This window comes from Arthrobacter pascens, assembly GCF_030816475.1.
GTDB lineage: Bacteria > Actinomycetota > Actinomycetes > Actinomycetales > Micrococcaceae > Arthrobacter > Arthrobacter pascens_B.
Genome location: NZ_JAUSXF010000001.1, coordinates 3,400,663 through 3,419,396, shown reverse-complemented (window position 1 = coordinate 3,419,396; position 18,734 = coordinate 3,400,663). Strand labels below are relative to the sequence as shown.

Genomic DNA, 18,734 nt, shown 5'->3' with positions numbered 1-18,734 from the left:
CCGGCCCTCATGCCGCACCGTTTCAGTGCTGTTCCCGGGGACTTAGGCCAATGAAAGCGCCCAGTTCCTCCAGGGCCGCGGGCTTGGCGGGCATGTAGTTGGTCAGTTCAGGGGAGCGCACCAACACAGCGCGCCACTGGCCGCGTGAGACTGCGACGTTGATCCTGTTTCGGTTGAGCAGGAAATCGGCTCCCCGCGGGGCCTCGGCGACTGCCGAGCACGCCATGGAAACGAGCACCACGGGAGCCTGCTGCCCTTGGAACTTGTCCACCGTGCCCACCCGGACACCGTCAAGTCCGGCCCTTCCCAAGGCTTGCCGGATCAGCTGGACTTGCGCGTTGTAGGCGGCCACCACCAGGATGTCCTCCGGGGTGAGCGGCCGCGCCGGCTTATCGCCGTCGGGGATCCATTTCAGCCCGATGTGCCTCTGTGCCTGCCGGACAATTTCGGCTGCCTCTTCGCTGGAGCAGGTGGTGTTCCCGCTGTGTTCTACGAAGACCGTATCCACCCCCGGGGGCAGCTCGGCCAGGCTGCGGAGGGATGCTGCGGGGGCGGATTCCAGCTTGCCGTCGTAGCTCAGGACGGACACTGCACGGCACAGTTCCGGGTGCATCCGCCAGCTGTCCGCCAGGAAATAGCCCAACTCATCGGGAAGCGTGGCGTGGCCGGCGGCGAGCCAGCCCAGGGCGGACTCATCAACGGGTTCAGGATGGGAGCCCTGCGTGACCTGGGGAAGCTGTTGCGGGTCGCCTAGGAGCAGGAGCCGATTGGCCGCCCGGGCCACTGCCAGGGTGTTGGCGAGCGAGAACTGGCCGGCCTCGTCGATCACCAGCAGGTCGAGGGAGCCGGCCGGAACTGAGCTCCCCGTCATGGTCCAGGCGGTACCACCGATCAGGCAGCCGCCCTGGCTGGCGAGCAGCGCGGCGACGTCCTTGTCCGTCGTCTGCCGCCACGGCACCTCATGCGGGGCGGACAGTTTCTTGGCCACGCGCGCGGGATCCACGCCCGCCGTTTTGATGGCCGTGCACAGCATGTTCTCCACCACGTTGTGAGACTGGCCGACGACGCCGATCTTCCAGCCGTGGGCGACCAGCAGGGCGATCACCTGCGAGCCGACGTGCGTCTTGCCCGTTCCCGGAGGTCCCTGCACAGCCAGGTAGGAGTGGTCGAGATCCAACAAGGAGGCGGTGATTGCTGACGCGTAGTCCGGGACGGATCCCGGGTCCGCGTTGATTTCGGCGGCGGCAGGGGCCGGGAGCGAGCGGAACCGTGGCGGAATCTTGCGGAGGATGTCCACCCCGGGGTGTTCGGGGAGGCGGGGCACGGAGGCGCCCACCCTCTGGGCCAGCTCGGCGAGGGCTGCCTCGATGCTGGCGGTGCGGACCGGCTCATCCTCGGTCAGGGCGAGGGGGATATGCGGGTAGGCAGGGACCTTGCCCGTCTCCTTTTCCTCGATGGTGATGATGGTCCGGCCTGGAATGTCAGGATGGTCCTTCACCTCGGTGACCAGCGTGCCGAACGCGAAGCCGCGGGCAGAGTGGTTGCCCTGCGGGTCCTGGAGGCCGTCCGGTACCGGGGCATCATAGAGCCGGCACCAGGTGCTGCCGGGCCTGAAGTCGGAGCCTTCGCTCATGGTCCCGCTCAGCCTCAGGGTGCGGGTGCGCATCCTGACTTTGGGCCTGGCCAGTGTCCAGTCCGTGAGGATTTCGGCGGTATCAACGACGAAGACGTTTCGGTGGTCGGACCAGTTATCCAGTTCGGATTCGGTGCGGTCGAAGTGTTCCCACCAGAACTGCTTCCGCTCCCGCCGGTGGTATCCGGTGGCAGCAGCAACCATGGCCACGGCCCGCTCGTCGTTGGTCCAGGGGCGAGTGTCCGGGAGGCCGTCCAGGTACTCCCGGAGCCGGACCTCCTCCGCGGTGGCTTCCTCAACGGTGGCTTCAGCGTCGGCTGCCGCAACCTGCCGCGGCAGGAGCGCGCCGTCGTCGTGCTTTCCGCCCGGACGGGAACTGGCGGAAGGTCCGGACCCGCGCAGCCCCAGCAGCCAGTCACGGAGGCGGAGGGTGGAAAGGCAGTCGTACTCGTTGTAGTCGGAGATGGAGGCGAGGATTTCGGCAGCCCTGGCAGAGTCGCCGTCGTCCCGGGCCGCGCAATAGCCCGCGTAAGCGACCACTGAGGCGCCGGCATCCTTCACATCACCGGAGCGGAGGTTGTCTCCCATGTACAGGGGCTCGAGCTTCTTGATGGAGTAGGACGGTTCGGAGATCCGCAGGGAATGCCTTGCAACCGCGTAGAGGTCCACGAGGACTCCTTCGCGGAGCCAGTCATCGACGATATCCTCGCCCGCCAGGTGAGTGACCGACAGGTTCCGGAGCGCGGTTTTCTCGTAGGCGGCGTAATGATAGACATGCATGTCCGGGTAGCGGGCGCGGCGGGCTTCGACATAGGCGAGGAAGTCCAGGAAGGCCTGCCGCTCCTCCGATCGCGAGTGAGCCCAAAACGGCCGGAACACCACCGGGCCAGCAGGATCGGCCCCGGCGACCGGCGCCTCGATCACGCCGAACAGGTATTCCAGTCCCCACTTACCGGTCGCGGGGTCCTGCCAGAGCGGGTCTCCTTCGAAGTCGAAAAAGATGTCGCCGGGGCTTGGCGCCGGAATGCTCGCCAGGGCGTTCTCGGGCAGCACCTTGAAGGTAACAGTGTGCTCTTGGCCATCCTTAATGAAGGTCCGGGAACCGTCGGGGATGTCACGTCCCAGCTGCATCCGGGCCTGGTCGCGGAGCCTGGCCAGTGAACCGGCGGCCCGGCCGGCGGGGAGGTCTGCCAGTTCCTCGATGGTAGTGATGCCGTCCGCGAGGAGCTTCTTGCGCCGGCCCAAGGTCATGCCCCCGACCATGAGGAGGTCGTGGTGGGACTGGACCTGCTCAGCACAATAGGGGCACCGGCCGCAGTACGTGATTCCCGATTGCCGCCACTGAACCGGGGAATCGCCGCCACGATGGGTGCCGGCCAACGAGCGGAAGCGGTCACGGCGCTCGCGGAAGACCGGGAGAAGATCCGTGAGCGAATGGACGCTGCATACGTACTCGCCGTCCTGCACGGCGCCCAGCACCAGGGTGACCTTCGGTGCGGGCTCCAAGCCCATCCCGATCAGCTGGTCGCCATACGCGGCCAGCTGCAGGAGCGCTCCGACTTTGGCGTGCCGGGCCAGCTTGGTGTCCCACACCTCATAACGCCCCGGGTTGCCCGTGCCGGCTGCCTCGTTGACGATGAAGTCCGCGTAGCCCAGGAACTCGCCGTCAAAAAAAGTAGCCTGGAAAACCACATCCGCTCCCGCACGGAGGGCGAGCTCGGTTTCAGCCTGCTTGGCGAGCAGGTCCGAGCGCACGTTCTGTCCGCGTTCGATGGAATAGACGCCCCCGCCGCGGCCCGCATCCCAGGCGCCGTACCGGGTGATCAGGCTGGCCAGGACCTTGGCCTCGTGCTTGTCACCGAGAGCTCCGGCACGGCGCTGCATTTCGTCGTCGGGAAATTCCGCCTTGGGGGAGCGTCCAAGCTTCTCATCCAGAATGCGGAGCGTGCGGTACTCACACTCGCTGGCGGCTACAAGATCGCTGGCGGAGAACACCAGGTCAGGCGCGCTCGAGTGAGGATCAGTACAAGCAGGATCAAGCAGGAACATGGGGCCTCCCCATTGAAAGCCTGGCCGGAGGACGGTTCCCCTGGCCCTGACTTGAATCTAGCAACAAGCACTGACAACGCGGGGTCACTTAAGGCCCTTCGGAGGCGTCCGGAGGGGCGTTAAGTGACCCCGCGTTGCGCTAGCCCTGCGCCGCCCGCACCTGGGCTTTGTCATGCTCGGTGTGGGCGCTGCGCAGCAGGTTCACGAATTCCGTCTCGTTGCGGATGAGCCTCTTGTACTTCTCCGGGAGCTTGCGGATCTGATCCTCTTCCCGGCACATCCTGGCGAAGATCTTGTCCCGCTCGGCCATGTCCGTTTCGTAGTTGAGGTCCAGGTACTCGATGGCGTGCCGCCTGGCGCTGGATACAGCGTTCTTGGCCTTGCCCTTCGGGCTGAAGACGGAGGCCAGGATGGTGACCGCCAGGACAGCCAGGATCGCGGCCAGGGACGCTCCTGTGCTGACCTCCACCACGTTCACGTGTTGGCCGTCGTTGATGAAGGGCAGCGTGTTCTCGTGCAGTGCGTGCAGGATGAGCTTCACTCCAATGAAGCCCAGGATGGCGGCGAGCCCGTAGGAGAGGAAGATCAGGCGGTCCAGGAGCCCGTCGATCAGGAAGAACAGCTGACGCAGGCCCATCAGCGAGAAGGCCGTGGCGGTGAAGACAATGAAGACATTCTGCGTCAGGCCGAAGATGGCGGGGATGGAATCGAGTGCGAACAGGAGATCGGTACCGCCGATGGCCACCATCACCAAAAGCATAGGGGTGAGGACGCGTTTGCCGTTTTCCACTGTGGACAGCTTGTCGCCGTCGTAATGCTGGGACGTCGGCAGCAGGCGTTTGGCGAGCCGGACCACCAGGCCTTCGGACTCCTCGTCGTGGTTGTCAGGCTTGAGCAGGTTCCCGGCAGTGATCAGCAGGATGAGTCCGAACAGGTAGAACACCCATGCGAAGCTGTTGATCAGCGCGGCGCCCAGGAAGATGAACCCGGTCCGGGCGATGAGGGAGACGACGATGCCGAAGAGCAGCACCTTCTGCTGGTAGGCCCGGGGTACCCGGAAGCCGGCCAGGATGATCAGGAAGACAAAGAGGTTGTCCACGGACAGGGCCTCCTCCGTGACGTACCCGGCGAAGTACTCCGCACCCATGGTGGGCCCGCCGAACACCAGCACGCCCAGTCCGAAGAGGAGCGCGATCCCGACGTAGACCGAGGACCACAGCGCTGATTCCTTGAGCGAAGGAGTGTGGGCCTTGCGCACATGGAACAGGAAGTCGAAGGCCAGGAGGCCCAGAATTCCAGTCACGGTCAGGGTCCAGACAAAAGCCGGTACTTCCACGATGCGGGCCTTTCGTGCAGGCAGACGGGCGTGCCGTGAAAGGTGGTGCTGCCCTACCTCCACACGACTCAGTACTCGTGTCCAGCCTACCGGGCGGGCTGATCGGGACCGGGAGGCAGCGGGCACCTCCTACGCCCGTCTTAGAAGCCCGTTCTCCAGCACCGCGGTGCGTGACAGTGTCTTGTACCCCTCCTGCTCGAACAGCACCGTGATCACATCGTCCTCGTGCCGCATCACCAGGCCCGGTCCCCAGTCGTTGTGGACCACGGCGGACTGGAGCGGGAACGGCTCGGCAGGCTCGACGGCGCCGGGCACGCCGTCGTCGATGCTTTCCCGGTCCCTGGGCGAGGCCTGGCAGCTGTCGCAGTTGCCGCACGGCTGCGGGAGGTCCTCACCGAAATAGCCCAGCAGGAACTGACGGCGGCAGCCGTCCGTCTCGGCATAGCCGCGCATCATGGTGATCCGGGACTGGTCCATGCGCTGGCGGGCTTCGGCGAGCTCGACGGCGCGGCGCACCAGGGCGGGCAGCTTCGCTTTGGACGTGAGCCGGACGCCCCGCTTACCGGTCTTGAGGGCACCCGCTTCCTGCAGCTGGTTGAGCAGTGCGGTGACGCGCCGGGCAGGGAAGCCGGTGAGTTCGGCCAGCGAGGGTTTGGGCACCGGACCGTCGGCCCGGCGGAGGATTTTGAGGATGGCCAGCAGGGATTCCCCGTCGGGGGCGCGGGTTCCGAAAAACTTGCGCAAGCCCAGATCCTCGGCGCGGTAGTGCAGGACCGCGGCCGCGGGCCGGCCATCCCGGCCGGACCGGCCGATCTCCTGGTAGTAGGCGTCCAAGGACTCCGGAATGTCCGCGTGGATCACGAACCGGACGTCGGGCTTATCGATTCCCATCCCGAACGCGGTGGTGGCAACCACCACGTCCAGGCGGCCGTCCATGAACTGCTCGTGGATCCGTTCACGGTCGGCCGCCCTGCGGCCGGCGTGGTACGCCTCGGCGCGCAGTCCGTTCCCGGCCAGCTTGGCGGCGTACTTCTCGGTGTCCTTGCGCGTGGCGGCGTAGAGCAACCCGGGCGACTTTCCGCCTGCCCCGGGACCGGCGCCAGCACGTTCCGTCACCTGCTCCACCACGGCGCGCCGCTTGGCCTTGTCCTCCTGGTGCCGGACCACCGCCAGGCTGATGTTGGGCCGGTCGAACCCGTGTACCAGGATCAGCGGGTTCCTCATGCGGAGCCGTTCGGCGATCTCCTCCCGCACGGGCGGCGAGGCGGTGGCGGTGAGCGCGGCCACCGGCGGATCGCCCAGGCGCTCGCGGACGCTGCCGAGACTCAAGTAGTCCGGGCGGAAGTCGTGTCCCCAGGAGGAGACGCAGTGGGCCTCATCCACCACAAACAGGGCAATGTCCAGGGCTGCGAGCCGTTCCACGGTCTCCTGCTTGGCCAGCTGCTCCGGCGCCAGGAAGAGGAAGGTGGCGCTGCCGTCTTCAACAGCCTGCCAGTCGTTTTCCACCTGCCTGTCGCTGTGTGCAGAGTTAATGGCGACGGCGGCGTGCGGGCCCAGCGCCCCGGTCAGTCCGTCCAGCTGGTCTTCCTGCAGGGCGATGAGCGGTGAAACCACGACGGCGGGACCAGGCCGGGTGCCGGTCCCTACGGTGCCGCTCTCCTCAGCCCCGCTTCCGGGGATACCGCCGCCGCGGAGCAGGTGGGCGGCGGCCACCTGGTAGATGGCCGACTTGCCGTAGCCGGTGGGCATCACGGCCAAGACGTCGCGGCCGTTCACCAGGGCCGTCATTCCGGCCAGCTGGCCGTTCCGGAGCTGCGGCAGGGAAAAAGCGGAAGCCGCGAGTGCACGGAGGGCATCGGCGGTGCCGGGTGCATCGGCACCTGGGGCTGTGGACTCGGACATGGTGGCGGCTCCGGAAGGTGGTCCTGTGGCCGCTTGCTTCAGCCCGTCCAGACCAGCCTAGCGCGAGCCTGCCGCCGCCGTCGTACGACGCCCTTATGCCTGTGCCGGCTGTGAGGCGGGCACCGTCCTTGACTTACACCGCTGCCTGAACAACTGTGGAAAGTGACTGTTTTCCACAGGCACCGGCGCTGGCTGCGGCGGCAGTCCCGGATCAAGGAGAGTACACAGTGACGAGCAAGAACCCGCGGGTCGAAGAACCTGACGAGGCAAAAATCGAAGTCACCGGCCACCCGAAGACGTGGGCCGCAGGCATCCCCGGCGTCTATCACTCGATGAAGCCCGCCATTGAACACATGGGTCCGGACAGGGCACGGAAAACCCTGCTGGCCCTGAACCAGAAGGACGGCTTTGACTGCATGAGCTGTGCCTGGCCGGATCCAGGCCACCGCAAGACCTTCGAGTTCTGCGAGAACGGCGCTAAAGCCGTCACCTGGGAGGCCACGCCGGTGGTGATCGGCTCCGAGTTCTGGGCGGAACACCCGGTCAGTGAACTGCGGGAGCGGACCGAATATTGGCTGGGCATGCAGGGCCGGCTCACGGAGCCGGTGCATAAGCCGGCGGGCGAGGACCATTACCGCCCGGTCAGCTGGGAGCAGGCGTTCTCCATCCTCGCGGACAAGCTGACGGGCCTGCCCAGCCCGGACCAGGCCACCTTCTACACCAGCGGCCGGACCTCCAACGAAGCCGCGTTCCTGTACCAGCTGTTCGTCAGGGCGTACGGGACCAACAACCTGCCCGACTGTTCCAACATGTGCCACGAATCGTCGGGCTGGGCGATGGGCCAGACCATCGGCATCGGCAAGGCCACCATCTCCTACGACGACTTCGCGAAGGCTGACCTGATCATCATCATGGGGCAGAACCCGGGCACCAACCACCCGCGGATGCTGACGGCGCTGGAGGAGGCAAAGGAAGCCGGCTGCGAGATCGTGGCCGTAAACCCGTTGCCGGAAGCCGGGCTGATGCGGTACAAGAACCCGCAGAACGTCAAGGGGATCGTGGGCCGCGGCACGCAGATCGCGGATCAGTTCGTGCAGGTCCGGATCGGCGGGGACATGGCCCTGCTCCAGGCGGTTTCCAAACGGGTCCTCGACGCCGAAGCCAAGAATCCGGGGACAGTGCTGGACCACCAGTTCCTCGAGGAACACTGCCAGGGGCTCGCGGAACTGCAGGGCCACCTTGCCGGCCTGGACGAGGCCGCTGTCCTGGAGGCCACCGGACTGCGTGTCGAGGAGATCGACGAGCTCGCCGCCCGCTACCTCAAGGCGGACAAGGTCATCATCACGTGGGCCATGGGCATCACCCAGCACAAAAAGGCTGTGGCCACCATCAAGGAGATCATCAACCTCCTGCTGCTCCGCGGCAACATGGGCAAACCCGGCGCGGGTGCCTCGCCCATCCGCGGGCACAGCAACGTCCAGGGCGACCGCACCATGGGTATCTGGGAGCAGATGCCGCCGGCATTCCTGGACGCCCTGAGCAGGGAGTTCAGCTTTGAGCCGCCGCGGAATCACGGCGTGGACTCTGTGGAAACCATCCGGCAGATGCGCGACGGCGGGATCAAGGTTTTCGTCGGACTCGGCGGAAACCTCGTGGGAGCCATTTCAGACACCCAGGCTGCCGTGGCCGCGATGGAAAACACCGAGCTTTCGGTCCAGATCTCCACGAAACTCAACCGGTCGCATACTGTCACCGGCACCGAAGCGCTGATCCTGCCGACCATGGGCCGCACGGAAATCGATATGCAGGAATCCGGACCGCAGTTCGTATCCGTGGAGGACACTGTCTGCGCCGTTCACCCGTCACAGGGCACGGTCCGGCCGGTGGCGCCGGGGCTGTTGTCCGAGGTGGCGATCGTCAGCAGGCTGGCCCGCAAAGTGGTGGGCGATTCGATCAAGGCCGACTGGGCCGGGTTCGAAAAGAACTACGACCTCATCCGGGACCACATCTCGCACGTGGTGGCCGGCTGCGAGGACTACAACCGGAAGATCCGGCAGGAGGGCGGCTTCGTGCTGCCCCACGGGCCCCGGGATTCGCGGACGTTCAACACGCCCACCGGCAAGGCCATGCTCACGGTTAACGAGCTGGAGCATGTGGAGCGCCCGGCGGGAACGCTGATTCTGCAGAGCATGCGTTCCCACGACCAGTTCAACACCACCATCTACGGCCATAACGATCGCTATCGGGGTATCAAGAAGGGACGCGACGTGGTCTTCGTGAACCCCGGGGACCTCGCCGAACTGGGGCTCCGCGACGGGCAGTACGTGGATGTCCACGGCGTGTACAAGGACAACGCGGAGCGGGTGCTGAGGAACTTCCGGGTGGTTTCGTATCCCACGGCGGTTGGTTGCGCGGCCGCCTACTATCCTGAGGCCAACGTGCTGGTCCCGCTGGACAGCGTTGCCGAGGGAAGCCAGACGCCGGTGTCCAAGGCAGTGATCGTCCGGTTGGAGCCTGCCAGGGAGCCCGCGCCCGCGTAGACGGGCTGGAACCTCAGGCGGCTTGGACACTTAGGGGCCCGGACCCGCAGGAGCGGGCCGGCGCCGCGCAGCTTATGCGGGCCCGGACCGCCCATGCCAGTCTTTTACTGAGCGGTATCGGCCCATCCCTTGCTGGCCGGACCGCCGTCGTGTCCGTCTTCGCAGAGCTGGAACGCGATGCCGGCGGCTTTGGCGACAGACGCGCTGGAGGACTCCTTGGAGCCGGCGCTGCCCGTCCCGGCGTCGAGTCCGGCCGCGTAGCCGACCAGGAACGTGGTGACCGGTGCCGCCGCGTGGATCACTGAGTCGGCAGATTTCCGGGCGAGATCGAGGAGCAGTTCCTGGTCCACTTCCAGATCGAGGATCTGCAGTGCCTGGGCCAGCCGGTGGCTCCACTCGTCCAGGACCCGCGCTTCGTTGTCAGTGGTCATGGCACTCTCCTTCGTCGTGTCCAATCATGTCCACCGGGCGGGGCGGGTTTACCGGTTGCCCGGCCCGGTGCCCACGACAATACAAGGGATTGTGGAGTAAGTCACCGGCCCGGACGCCGGGCACCGGTTGGAGGGGCTTGGAAATACAGGCACCTCCGACGCCGTTAGGCTGTAGCAAAAGGTGCAACCAAGGAGAGCCCAATGAGTGATGCCACTATCCGCCACAACCCGGAACGAGAGCGGTTTGAAGTGCTCGTGGCCGGCAACGTGATCGGAAAGGCAGCGTACAAAGAGTACGACGCCGGTGCCGCGCCGCAGCGGATTTTCTATCACACGGTGATCAATGAGGAATACGGCGGCCAGGGGCTCGCGGGCAGGCTGGCCAGGGTGGCGCTGGATGCGACGGTGGAAGCGGGACTGCAGATCGTGCCGGTGTGCCCGTTCATCAAGAAGTTCATCAGCAAGCACCCCGAATATGCGGACCGCACCACAGCCACCACGCCTGCCCACCTGGAGTTCCTGAACGACGCCCTGGCTCCCCGCGCGCGGGCGTAGGCTCCGGCTCCCGTCAGGACTGGCCGGTGATGGTCAGGACGATGAGGATGCAGTTGAGTCCGACGATGAGCGTGGCACTGGTCCAACCGGCGAGCTTGAGTGCCCAGGAGTCGGTGTGGATACCCATGACCTCGCGGTTGCCGGTGAGCCGGATGAGCGGGATTAGGGCGAACGGGATGCCGAAGCTGAGCAGGACCTGGCTGAGGACCAGGGCGAGGGTCGGTTCGACGCCAAGGCCAAGAATCGCCAGGGCCGGGATCAGTGTGATGATGCGGCGGGTCAGCAGCGGGATCCTGAACTTGAGCAGTCCGCCCATGATGGTGGCCCCGGCGTAACACCCGACCGAGGTGGATGCCAGCCCCGATGCCAGCAGGCCGATCGCGAAGACGACGCCGATGGCCGGGCCCAATGCTGACGTGACGGCGGCGTGGGCTCCGGCGATCGTGTCGGTTCCCTCGATCCCGCGGAGGCTGGAAGCGGCCAGCAGGAGCATGGCGATATTAACGACGCCGGCCAGCAGGAGGGCGCCGGCAACATCGAATCGTGTGGCCCGGATCAGGCGTGTCCGCACGGCCGGATCCTCGGAAAAGCCGTGCCTGTCCCGGGCCAGGGCGGAGTGGAGGTAGATTGCGTGCGGCATCACCGTGGCGCCGAGCATGCCGGCGGCAAGAAGGACAGTATCGGTGCCTTCAAAACGCGGCACGAGCCCGTTCAGTGCACTTCCTGCGTCGGGTGGATTCACGAAGAGGCCTGAGACGAACCCGACGGCGATGACTCCCAGAAGGATCAGGATGGCGTATTCGAATGACTTCTGGCCCCGGGCTGATTGCAGTGCAAGAAGCAGCATGGAGGCCAGGCCGATGATGATGCCTCCTGCCAGCAGGGGGAGTCCGAACAGCAGGTTAAGCGCCACAGCCCCGCCGATGACTTCCGCCATGTCCGTCGCCCCGGCCACAACCTCGGCCTGGACCCAGAAGAGCCTGCGGCGTCCGTTGCCGAGTCGCTTGCCGAGGATCTCGGGAAGGCTCAGTCCAGTGGCCAGTCCGAGCTTGGCGGACTGGTACTGCACCAGGACGGCCATCGCGTTTGCGGCGACGAGGACCCATATGAGCAGATAGCCGTAGTTCGCGCCGGCGGTCAGGTTCGCGGCAACGTTTCCGGGGTCCACGTAGGCAATGGCGGCTACGAAGGCAGGGCCCATCAGCAGCAGGCGTGACCATTTGCGGCCAGTCGCCTGTCGTTTCGAAAGGGTGGTAACTGCCATCGTTGATCCTCGTCATTGGGGGTACTGATAGAACGAGGATATCTCAATTTAGGTATACCGAAAAGTAGAGTTTAGGTTGTCCAACTTTGGCCTCGACGCTGCACTCCTCTTCATCAAGTCGAAGTTCCTGATGGCTGTGCGACAGACTGTTTCCGTGAGCAACCAATCGCGGACCAGTCTGGCCGTCGCCGGCCTCAGCCTGGGCACGGCGCTGAACCCCTTGAATTCATCCATGATTGCCGTGGCGCTGGTGGTGCTCCGCGCGGATTTCAGCCTCGACGTTGCCACTGTTACCTGGGTGATCACGTCCTTCTACCTCAGTTCAGCGGCAGGGCAGCCCCTGATGGGAAGGCTGGCGGACAGGTTCGGTGCCCGCCGGATGTTTATGCTGGGCATGGGGCTGGTCGCTGTGACCTGCGCTTTTGCCCCGTTCTCACCGAACTTCGCAGTCCTCTGCGTGGTCCGGGCCGTGATGGCACTGGGCACCGCAGCTGCCTATCCGAGCGCTGTCGTGATGGTCGGAGGAATTGCCCGTGAGGCCGGCATGGAAACGGCCCGTCCCTTGGGCCGCATCCAAATGGCCAACACCTCCGCGGCCGCCGTGGGCCCCGTCGTTGGAGGCCTCCTGGTCGGGGCCGTCGGCTGGCAGGCCTTGTTCCTGATCAACGTGCCATTGGCGCTTGCGGCCTTGCTGATCGTGAGGCAGGTTGCGCCGCGGGACGGGGCCCGGGAGCGGGGAACCGTGGCCGAGCTGGTGCGGGCCTCGGACATTCCGGGCATCCTGGGCTTCGTCACGTCGCTCCTGTTGATGATGATGGCCCTGCTCAATGTGCTGCCCGATTACCGCTGGTGGCTGCTCGGCGCGGGAACAGTCATCGCGGCCCTGTTTGTTTGGCGGGAGTTGCGGTTCACCCAGCCGTTCCTTGATCTTCGGCTCCTGGGGCGCAACCGGCCGCTGATGATCGTGTATCTGTGCTTCGCCGTTTTCAGCAGCGCCTACTATTTCGTGTTCTTCGGCCTGCCGCAGTTGCTCCAGGAAGCGGCCGGTTACAATCCGGGAGTCGTGGGACTGCTCATGCTGCCGCTTGCCGCCATGTCCGTCGTGGCGACGCCCTGGGCCGTCCGCGCGATGAGCCGGTTCGGCGTGCGGCGGGTGCTGATTTACGGCGTGGTACTCCTGGCTGCCGCCGGCGCCCTGATGTGGACGCTGACCAGTTCGCTGGCCATTCCGCTGGTACTGGCGCTCACTGCCATCATGGGCGTGCCCTACGGGGCGGTCAGCGTCGCCTCCAACCAAGGCATGTTCGTGTCAACAACGCCCCAGGAACGGGGGGTTGCCGCCGGGATCTTCCAGACCTGCCGCTATGTCGGCGCCATCACGGCCACCGTGCTGATCGGGGTGTTTGGGGCCGACGGCGTGGATCAGGCGAGCTGGGGCCTTATGGTCACGGCCATGGTTGTCCTGAGCGTTTTGGTGTTTCCGGTGACGCTGCTGTGGCGCGAACGGACAGTCTAAGCGTTTCAGTGCGGTCGGAGGACGCAGAAATCGTTGCCCTCCGAATCGGTGAGACATACCCATGGCACATCGCCCTGGCCGACATCGGCGTCAGTGGCAGCCGGGCCACCTCTGCGGCCTGATCCCCGCCTGGATAAGGCATCAGGTCGAGATTGACACAGCCGCACACGGTCTTCACGACTGGAGTGCGAAGGAACTCCAGATAGGGCCCGACATCTTTCGCCGAGCGAAGCCTCGCGTGGTCACCAGTCACCAAGTGCAGGGTCCAGTCAGCTCAGCCTGGTGGGCCGTGGAGGTGGTGCCGAGATCGAGGTGCGTGCGGTACTCCACCGTTTCGGGGTCCGGACGGTGACGACATCGACGCAGACTGCCACGGGATCGGGCCAGACGAAGCCCAGGGGTTCAAAGTTGGTCACGCCGGGCCCCTCACTCGAAACGCCCCAGCCGAGGGCCTCCGCCCAGAACCTGCCCAGCGCTGAGTCCCGGGCCTTGAAATTCACCTGAACAAGTTGCAGTGCCATGGCGCCCCATCCTATGACCAGGCAAATCCGCAGAGGGAAGACACGCCAGATAGCTTGATGATGCCGACGGAGTGCACGCCGGCCGTCATTGCGGCGGAGTGGCGCTACCTGGTCGTTTTGCTTGTTCCCAGCACGACGCCGGTAAGTTCGGTCAGGCGGTCCAGGAGCCGATCCTGGAAGCCAGGGTCGAGGGCGTGCGGGGAAGGCTGCAGCTGCTTCCTGTGGTGCCAATAGCCACCGCTCCGGGTTGCTTCGGGGTCGTTGCTGGTGGCCAGCCAGGTCTGGGTGGCGTGGCCAAGTTCCAGATCATCGGGCGCGCCGCGGCCGCCCATCCTGGTGGGAACCCAGCCGGGGTCCACGGCATGGCTGAGCACGTCCGGCCAGCGTCGTGCGAGCGCCAAGGCAAGCGCTGTGACCTGGAGCTTGCTCTCGGAGTATGCCTGGCCGGCGTTCCAGCGCCGTTCGGTCCAGTCGATGTCGTGCAGGGATGCTGTGCCTCCGCGGTGCATTCCGCTGCTGAGGTAGATCAGGCGGTCCGGCCGGTCAATCAGGGCGGTGAGGAGGTAGGGTGCCAGCGTATTCACGGCCAATGTCCGTGCGTGCCCCTCCGGTGTCGTTCCCCGTGTCCGTTCCAGATAAGTGCCCGCATTGTGAATGACGGCATCCATCCTGCCGATGTTGTTCACCTGGTCGGCAAGTGCGCGGGTTTCAGCGCCGCTGCTGAGATCGCCGACGACGATGCCTCCTGTGCGCGGTGCGAGGTTTGCCAGGGCGGTTGCGCGGGCGGGTGTTTTGGCATGCAGCACCACCTCATGGCCCTCATTGATCAGGGCTTCTGCCGCGGCACGGCCAAGTCCGTCGGTTGAGCCGGTGATGAAGATTCGCGCCACGGCATATTCCCTTCGGGTCCGGCTATTCGTTTTCAGCCGCAGACGGTTGGGGCGCCGTCACTGCGGCCACATAGCTGTGTGCATCACCCAGGGCCCGTTTCCACTCGGCCGTGTCCCCGGGCGCTCCGGGCATCGGCAGCCCGACCCACTCACGCGTCTTCCGGCTGCCGATGGTCACGGGCTCAGCCTTTCCTGCTGCCACAAGATCTGCGGCCTGGCTGGCGGGCAGCTTAAGGATCAGCCGGCCCTCCCTGCCAATGAAAGCGAAAAACTTTCCATTCACCTTCAGTCCGTCGCTGCCGAACATCCTGTCGCGTTCAACACCGGGCCGGACAATGTAGTCCCCGGACAGCCGGTCGAGGACCGCCTGCGCCGCCGCGCGCAGCTGCCGTCGATTGGCGCCGGCGTCGGGAGGCTCTCCGCCGCTTTCCGTTTCAGTGTTGTGGTCCCACTGGTTCATGGTTCCAACTGTAGGAATGCTCCGGTGGGCTGACAACGCTATTCCAAGGATGGCCGGCTGTTCCCGCCTCAACGGGCACACGAACGAGCAGCTAATGCCCTCAAACCGCGCGGAAAGAGGGTTAACAACTGCTCGTTCGTGCCCGGGTCAGAGGCTGAGGAGGCCTTCGCTGACGTTGAGGTCCGCCTCGGTTCCGGTCGGTTCAAGGCTGATCATGGGTGAGCGCCGCTCCAGGAACCAGAACACCACGAGGCCGAGGCCGCAGCCCAGGAACCAGCTGTAGTTCCCGATCCAGGTGGCGTTCACCGATGTGGCGCCGGTATCGAGCAGTATTTTGGGAATCAGCACCGAGGCAATGGAGATGGCGCCGCTGATGGCAACGGCCTTGACGGCGTTCGGATTGTAGCCATTGCGGAACCAGTACCGGCCCGTGGACTTCAGGGTGTACATGTCATCCACCCACACCTTCTGCTGGCTGATGATGTAGTAGCCGGCGATCAGGATTCCGAACAGGGGACCGATCAGAGCCCCCAGGACACCCAGGGTGTAGTGGATTGCGTCGTCATTGGAGTACCAGTTCCAGGGCGTAAGGATGACTGAACCGACGGCGGCAATCATGCCTCCTGCCCGCCAGCTGATCTTCTGCGGGCTGACGTTGGAGAAGTCGAAGGCGGGCGAGATGAAGTTGGCCACGATGTTGATTCCTACAGTGGCAATGACGAAGGTCAGGCCGCCGAGCAGCACGGCGAAGACGCTGTCGATTTCCTGGACGGTCTTGACCGGGTCCGTGATGAGGTGGCCGAACACCGGGATGGTCGCCGACGCCGTGATGACGGTCAGGAGTGAGAAAAAGAGGAAGTTCACCGGCAGGCCCAGGAAGTTGCCCTTCTTGACTGCGCTGTAGCTCTTGCCGTAGCGGGCGAAGTCGCCGAAGTTCAGCATCGGGCCGGAGAAGTAGGAGACCACCAGGGCGATCGCCGAGATCATCACGGGGATGGAGGACGCGAAGTCCAGCGGCTCGCCGCTGGACAGATTAAGGCTGATGTTGCCGATGCCGGCCTTGGAGACGAGGTAGATGGCGAGCACCAGCATGACTATATAGACGGCGGGACCGGCGAAGTCGATGAACTTCCGGATGCTTTCCATGCCGTTCCAGAACAGTGCTGCCTGTGCCACCCACAGGATTCCGTAGCAGATCCAGCCCAAGGTGGAGAGCCCCAGGAAGCCGGACTTTTCGACGTCGTACAGCGGCGCCATGCCTGGAAAGAACTTCAGGAAAACTATCACCAGGGCCTCGGAGGCCAGGAATGTCTGGACGCCGTACCAGGCGACAGCTATCAGGCCCCTGATAATGGCGGGAATATTGGCGCCCTTGACTCCGAAGACGGCGCGGTTGATGACGGGGTAGGGGACGCCCGTAAGCTGGCTCGGCTTCGCGACCAGATTGCAGAAGACGTTCACAATGACGATGCCCACCAGCAGGGCAACGAGGACCTGCCAGCTCGCCAGTCCGAGGGCAAACAGGCTTCCGGCCGTGACGTAGCCGCCGATGCTGTGGACGTCGGACATCCAGAACGCGAAAAGGTTATAGCTGCTCCAGTGCTGTTTCCTGAGCGGAGCGAGATCCTCGTTGCTGAGCTGGGGATCATAAGCGGCATAGGGGCCGGCTGCCGGGGGAACGTCTTCCCGAAGGGGAGCGGCCGTCTGGGACTCTGGCATGGGTTCCTCTGATTGATCAGGACAGCCGACGGTCCGGCCGTTTCATAAGAGCAATTAGATGGAACGGATGTTTCACTGGCGTTTCTGCAGCAACAAATTCTCTTTACTGACGGAGGGCAGGCGTGTCATTGGGGTCAAGAGGATTCGATCTCGCCCAGCGAGTCGAAGAACCCGGCAACCTTCCGGACGCGGTCCCGGCCACCACGGCCAAGAAGTGTGAGGACTCCGTTGGAGAGGATGCTGACGAGGCTCATGGCCGCGGCGTAGCTGTCCAGGGCGTGCCCGCCGTCGACCGGGCATTCAATCCAGACAGTGGAATCCGCCGCGAGCCGCCTGGCACTTGAATCCGCGATGAGGATGGTTGCCGCCCCCGTGGAGGCCGCAGCCTTAAGGACTCTGGAGAAATCCGCCGGCCGTCGGCGGAAGCCAAAGAGGACTACGACATCGCCGTCGCCCAGTCCCGCCAGTTCCTCACCGAGGCTTTGCCCGGGTTGCGGGGCCAGGTTGACGTCTTGGCGGCATTGGAGCAGTTGCTGCCTCAGGTGAAGCGCCACGGGGAAACTGTTGCGGAAGCCGATGAGGAGCACAGTGCCGGCGCCCGCCAGTTTTTCGGTCGCAGCCGCCAGCCGGGAATCATCGAGGAGCTCGAAGAGGCGGCGGACGTTTTCCACCTCCCGGTCCAGGTGTCCGGCAAGGCTGGCGTCAGTATCCTCTGAACCAAGTGGCATTCCACTGGAACGGATGTTTCGTGTGTGCTCCTTCACCTCATTGAAATCCGCAAACCCCAGCCTTCGGAACAGGCGGCTCATGGTGGCTTTGGAAACACCACTGAGCACGGCCAGCTCTGCTGCGTTGTAGGTTGCGAGGTCGCCCAGCCGGTCCAGGAGAGTGTCGGCAGCCTTCTGCTCCTGGGGGCTCAGCCCCGGGTATTGCTGTCCGATTCGTTCGTCGATCCTCATGAAACTACCGTCTCACGGCAACCTCACTCACCGGTTCTTAGTCCGGTCCCGGTCCGGGGCATACTTCTGGGGAAGGGCTTCATACCCGATCGGCGGAAGCAGGAAAAGGACCATGAGAATTCTCGTTGCCAATGTCAACACCACCCGGTCCATGACCGACTCCATCGCCGCCCAGGCACGGCACGTTGCGGCCGCAGGAACGGAAATCATCGGACTGACGCCCCGCTTCGGTGCAGATTCCTGCGAAGGAAATTTCGAAAGTTATCTCGCCGCGATCGCCGTGATGGACACAGTGCTGTCCTATGAGGGGCCGTATGACGCGGTGATCCAGGCCGGCTACGGCGAGCACGGACGCGAAGGCCTGCAGGAACTCCTCGATGTTCCGGTGGTGGACATCACCGAAGCTGCAGCGAGCACGGCCATGTTCCTGGGCCACAAGTATTCGGTGGTCACCACCCTGGACCGGACAGTGCCGCTGATCGAGGACCGGTTGAAGCTCGCCGGGCTGGATGCCCGTTGCGCATCTGTCCGGGCCAGCGGACTGGCAGTCCTGGAACTGGAAGAGGATCCGGAGCGGGCCGTCGAAGCGATCGTGGAGCAGGCGCTGCTTGCCGTACGCAGGGACAGGGCTGAGGTCATTGTGCTTGGCTGCGGCGGCATGGCCGGTCTCGATGAGCAGATCCGGCTGCGGGCTTCAGTCCCGGTGGTGGATGGCGTGGCGGCGGCCGTGACGATCGCCGAGTCGCTGGTGCGGATGGGGCTGTCCACGTCCAAGGTCCGGACGTACGCCACGCCGCGTCCCAAAACCATTACCGGGTGGCCATGGCCTGCTGTGGACACCCCCGCGGTGTCCTGACGCCCGCGGTTGGCCTGCTTTAAGGCCGTTCCGAGATCTTCCCACTCCGATAGTTTCTAAAAATTATCAGAAACAACCGGATGAACTCTCGCGCCTGAGTAGC

14 protein-coding genes are annotated in these 18,734 nt (G+C 64.9%); 4 read left to right on the top strand and 10 right to left on the bottom strand.

The features are described 5' to 3' along the window. Nucleotides 1-22: 22 nt before the first annotated feature. From QFZ40_RS15620 to QFZ40_RS15610, 3 genes are all read right to left on the bottom strand, one after another. The gene (locus tag QFZ40_RS15620; protein WP_306905537.1) at nt 23-3,682 is read right to left on the bottom strand and encodes a TM0106 family RecB-like putative nuclease; all 3,660 of its coding nucleotides are present in this window, start codon (nt 3,680-3,682) and stop codon (nt 23-25) included. 139 nt (nt 3,683-3,821) lie between these two features. Continuing rightward, entirely contained in the window at nt 3,822-5,018 is a 1,197-nt protein-coding gene (locus tag QFZ40_RS15615; protein WP_306905536.1) for a TerC family protein, read from the bottom strand. Nucleotides 5,019-5,147: 129 nt separating this feature from the next. Beyond that, entirely contained in the window at nt 5,148-6,920 is a 1,773-nt protein-coding gene (locus QFZ40_RS15610; protein WP_306905535.1) for a RecQ family ATP-dependent DNA helicase, read from the bottom strand. Between the two features lie 227 nt (nt 6,921-7,147). Between QFZ40_RS15610 and QFZ40_RS15605 the strand changes: the two genes are divergently transcribed. Further along, nucleotides 7,148-9,460: an FdhF/YdeP family oxidoreductase gene (locus QFZ40_RS15605; protein ID WP_306905534.1), complete on the top strand. Its 2,313-nt coding sequence runs from the start codon at nt 7,148-7,150 to the stop codon at nt 9,458-9,460. Between the two features lie 104 nt (nt 9,461-9,564). On the opposite strand, the gene QFZ40_RS15600 is transcribed toward QFZ40_RS15605, so the two are convergent. Further along, nucleotides 9,565-9,891, bottom strand: a complete 327-nt coding sequence (locus tag QFZ40_RS15600; RefSeq protein ID WP_306905533.1) for a DUF6457 domain-containing protein — start codon at nt 9,889-9,891, stop codon at nt 9,565-9,567. Between the two features lie 201 nt (nt 9,892-10,092). On the opposite strand from QFZ40_RS15600, the gene QFZ40_RS15595 reads away from it, so the two are divergent. Beyond that, nucleotides 10,093-10,446: a GNAT family N-acetyltransferase gene (locus tag QFZ40_RS15595; protein ID WP_306905531.1), complete on the top strand. Its 354-nt coding sequence runs from the start codon at nt 10,093-10,095 to the stop codon at nt 10,444-10,446. 13 nt (nt 10,447-10,459) lie between these two features. On the opposite strand, the gene QFZ40_RS15590 is transcribed toward QFZ40_RS15595, so the two are convergent. Beyond that, complete coding sequence (locus QFZ40_RS15590) at nt 10,460-11,710, bottom strand: Nramp family divalent metal transporter (protein ID WP_306905530.1); 1,251 nt, start codon at nt 11,708-11,710, stop codon at nt 10,460-10,462. Between the two features lie 154 nt (nt 11,711-11,864). Between QFZ40_RS15590 and QFZ40_RS15585 the strand changes: the two genes are divergently transcribed. Then, entirely contained in the window at nt 11,865-13,226 is a 1,362-nt protein-coding gene (locus tag QFZ40_RS15585) for an MFS transporter (protein ID WP_306905529.1), read from the top strand. A gap of 269 nt (nt 13,227-13,495) precedes the next feature. Here the strand turns inward: QFZ40_RS15585 and QFZ40_RS15580 are convergent, their stop codons facing one another. The 5 genes from QFZ40_RS15580 to QFZ40_RS15560 all read right to left on the bottom strand — a co-directional run bounded on the left by QFZ40_RS15580 (nt 13,496) and on the right by QFZ40_RS15560 (nt 17,775). Then, nucleotides 13,496-13,747: a hypothetical protein gene (locus tag QFZ40_RS15580; protein ID WP_306905528.1), complete on the bottom strand. Its 252-nt coding sequence runs from the start codon at nt 13,745-13,747 to the stop codon at nt 13,496-13,498. A 104-nt stretch (nt 13,748-13,851) separates the two neighbouring features. Next, nucleotides 13,852-14,637: an SDR family NAD(P)-dependent oxidoreductase gene (locus QFZ40_RS15575; protein WP_306905527.1), complete on the bottom strand. Its 786-nt coding sequence runs from the start codon at nt 14,635-14,637 to the stop codon at nt 13,852-13,854. Between the two features lie 22 nt (nt 14,638-14,659). Continuing rightward, nucleotides 14,660-15,097, bottom strand: coding sequence for a TfoX/Sxy family protein (locus QFZ40_RS15570; RefSeq protein ID WP_306905526.1), 438 nt, complete (start codon nt 15,095-15,097; stop codon nt 14,660-14,662). Nucleotides 15,098-15,244: 147 nt separating this feature from the next. After that, entirely contained in the window at nt 15,245-16,816 is a 1,572-nt protein-coding gene (locus QFZ40_RS15565) for an NCS1 family nucleobase:cation symporter-1 (protein ID WP_306905525.1), read from the bottom strand. A gap of 134 nt (nt 16,817-16,950) precedes the next feature. Beyond that, nucleotides 16,951-17,775, bottom strand: coding sequence for a MurR/RpiR family transcriptional regulator (locus QFZ40_RS15560; protein ID WP_306905524.1), 825 nt, complete (start codon nt 17,773-17,775; stop codon nt 16,951-16,953). Between the two features lie 112 nt (nt 17,776-17,887). Here QFZ40_RS15560 and QFZ40_RS15555 point away from each other — a divergent pair, with 112 nt between their 5' ends. Then, complete coding sequence (locus QFZ40_RS15555; RefSeq protein WP_306905521.1) at nt 17,888-18,631, top strand: aspartate/glutamate racemase family protein; 744 nt, start codon at nt 17,888-17,890, stop codon at nt 18,629-18,631. The last annotated feature ends 103 nt before the right edge of the window (nt 18,632-18,734 follow it).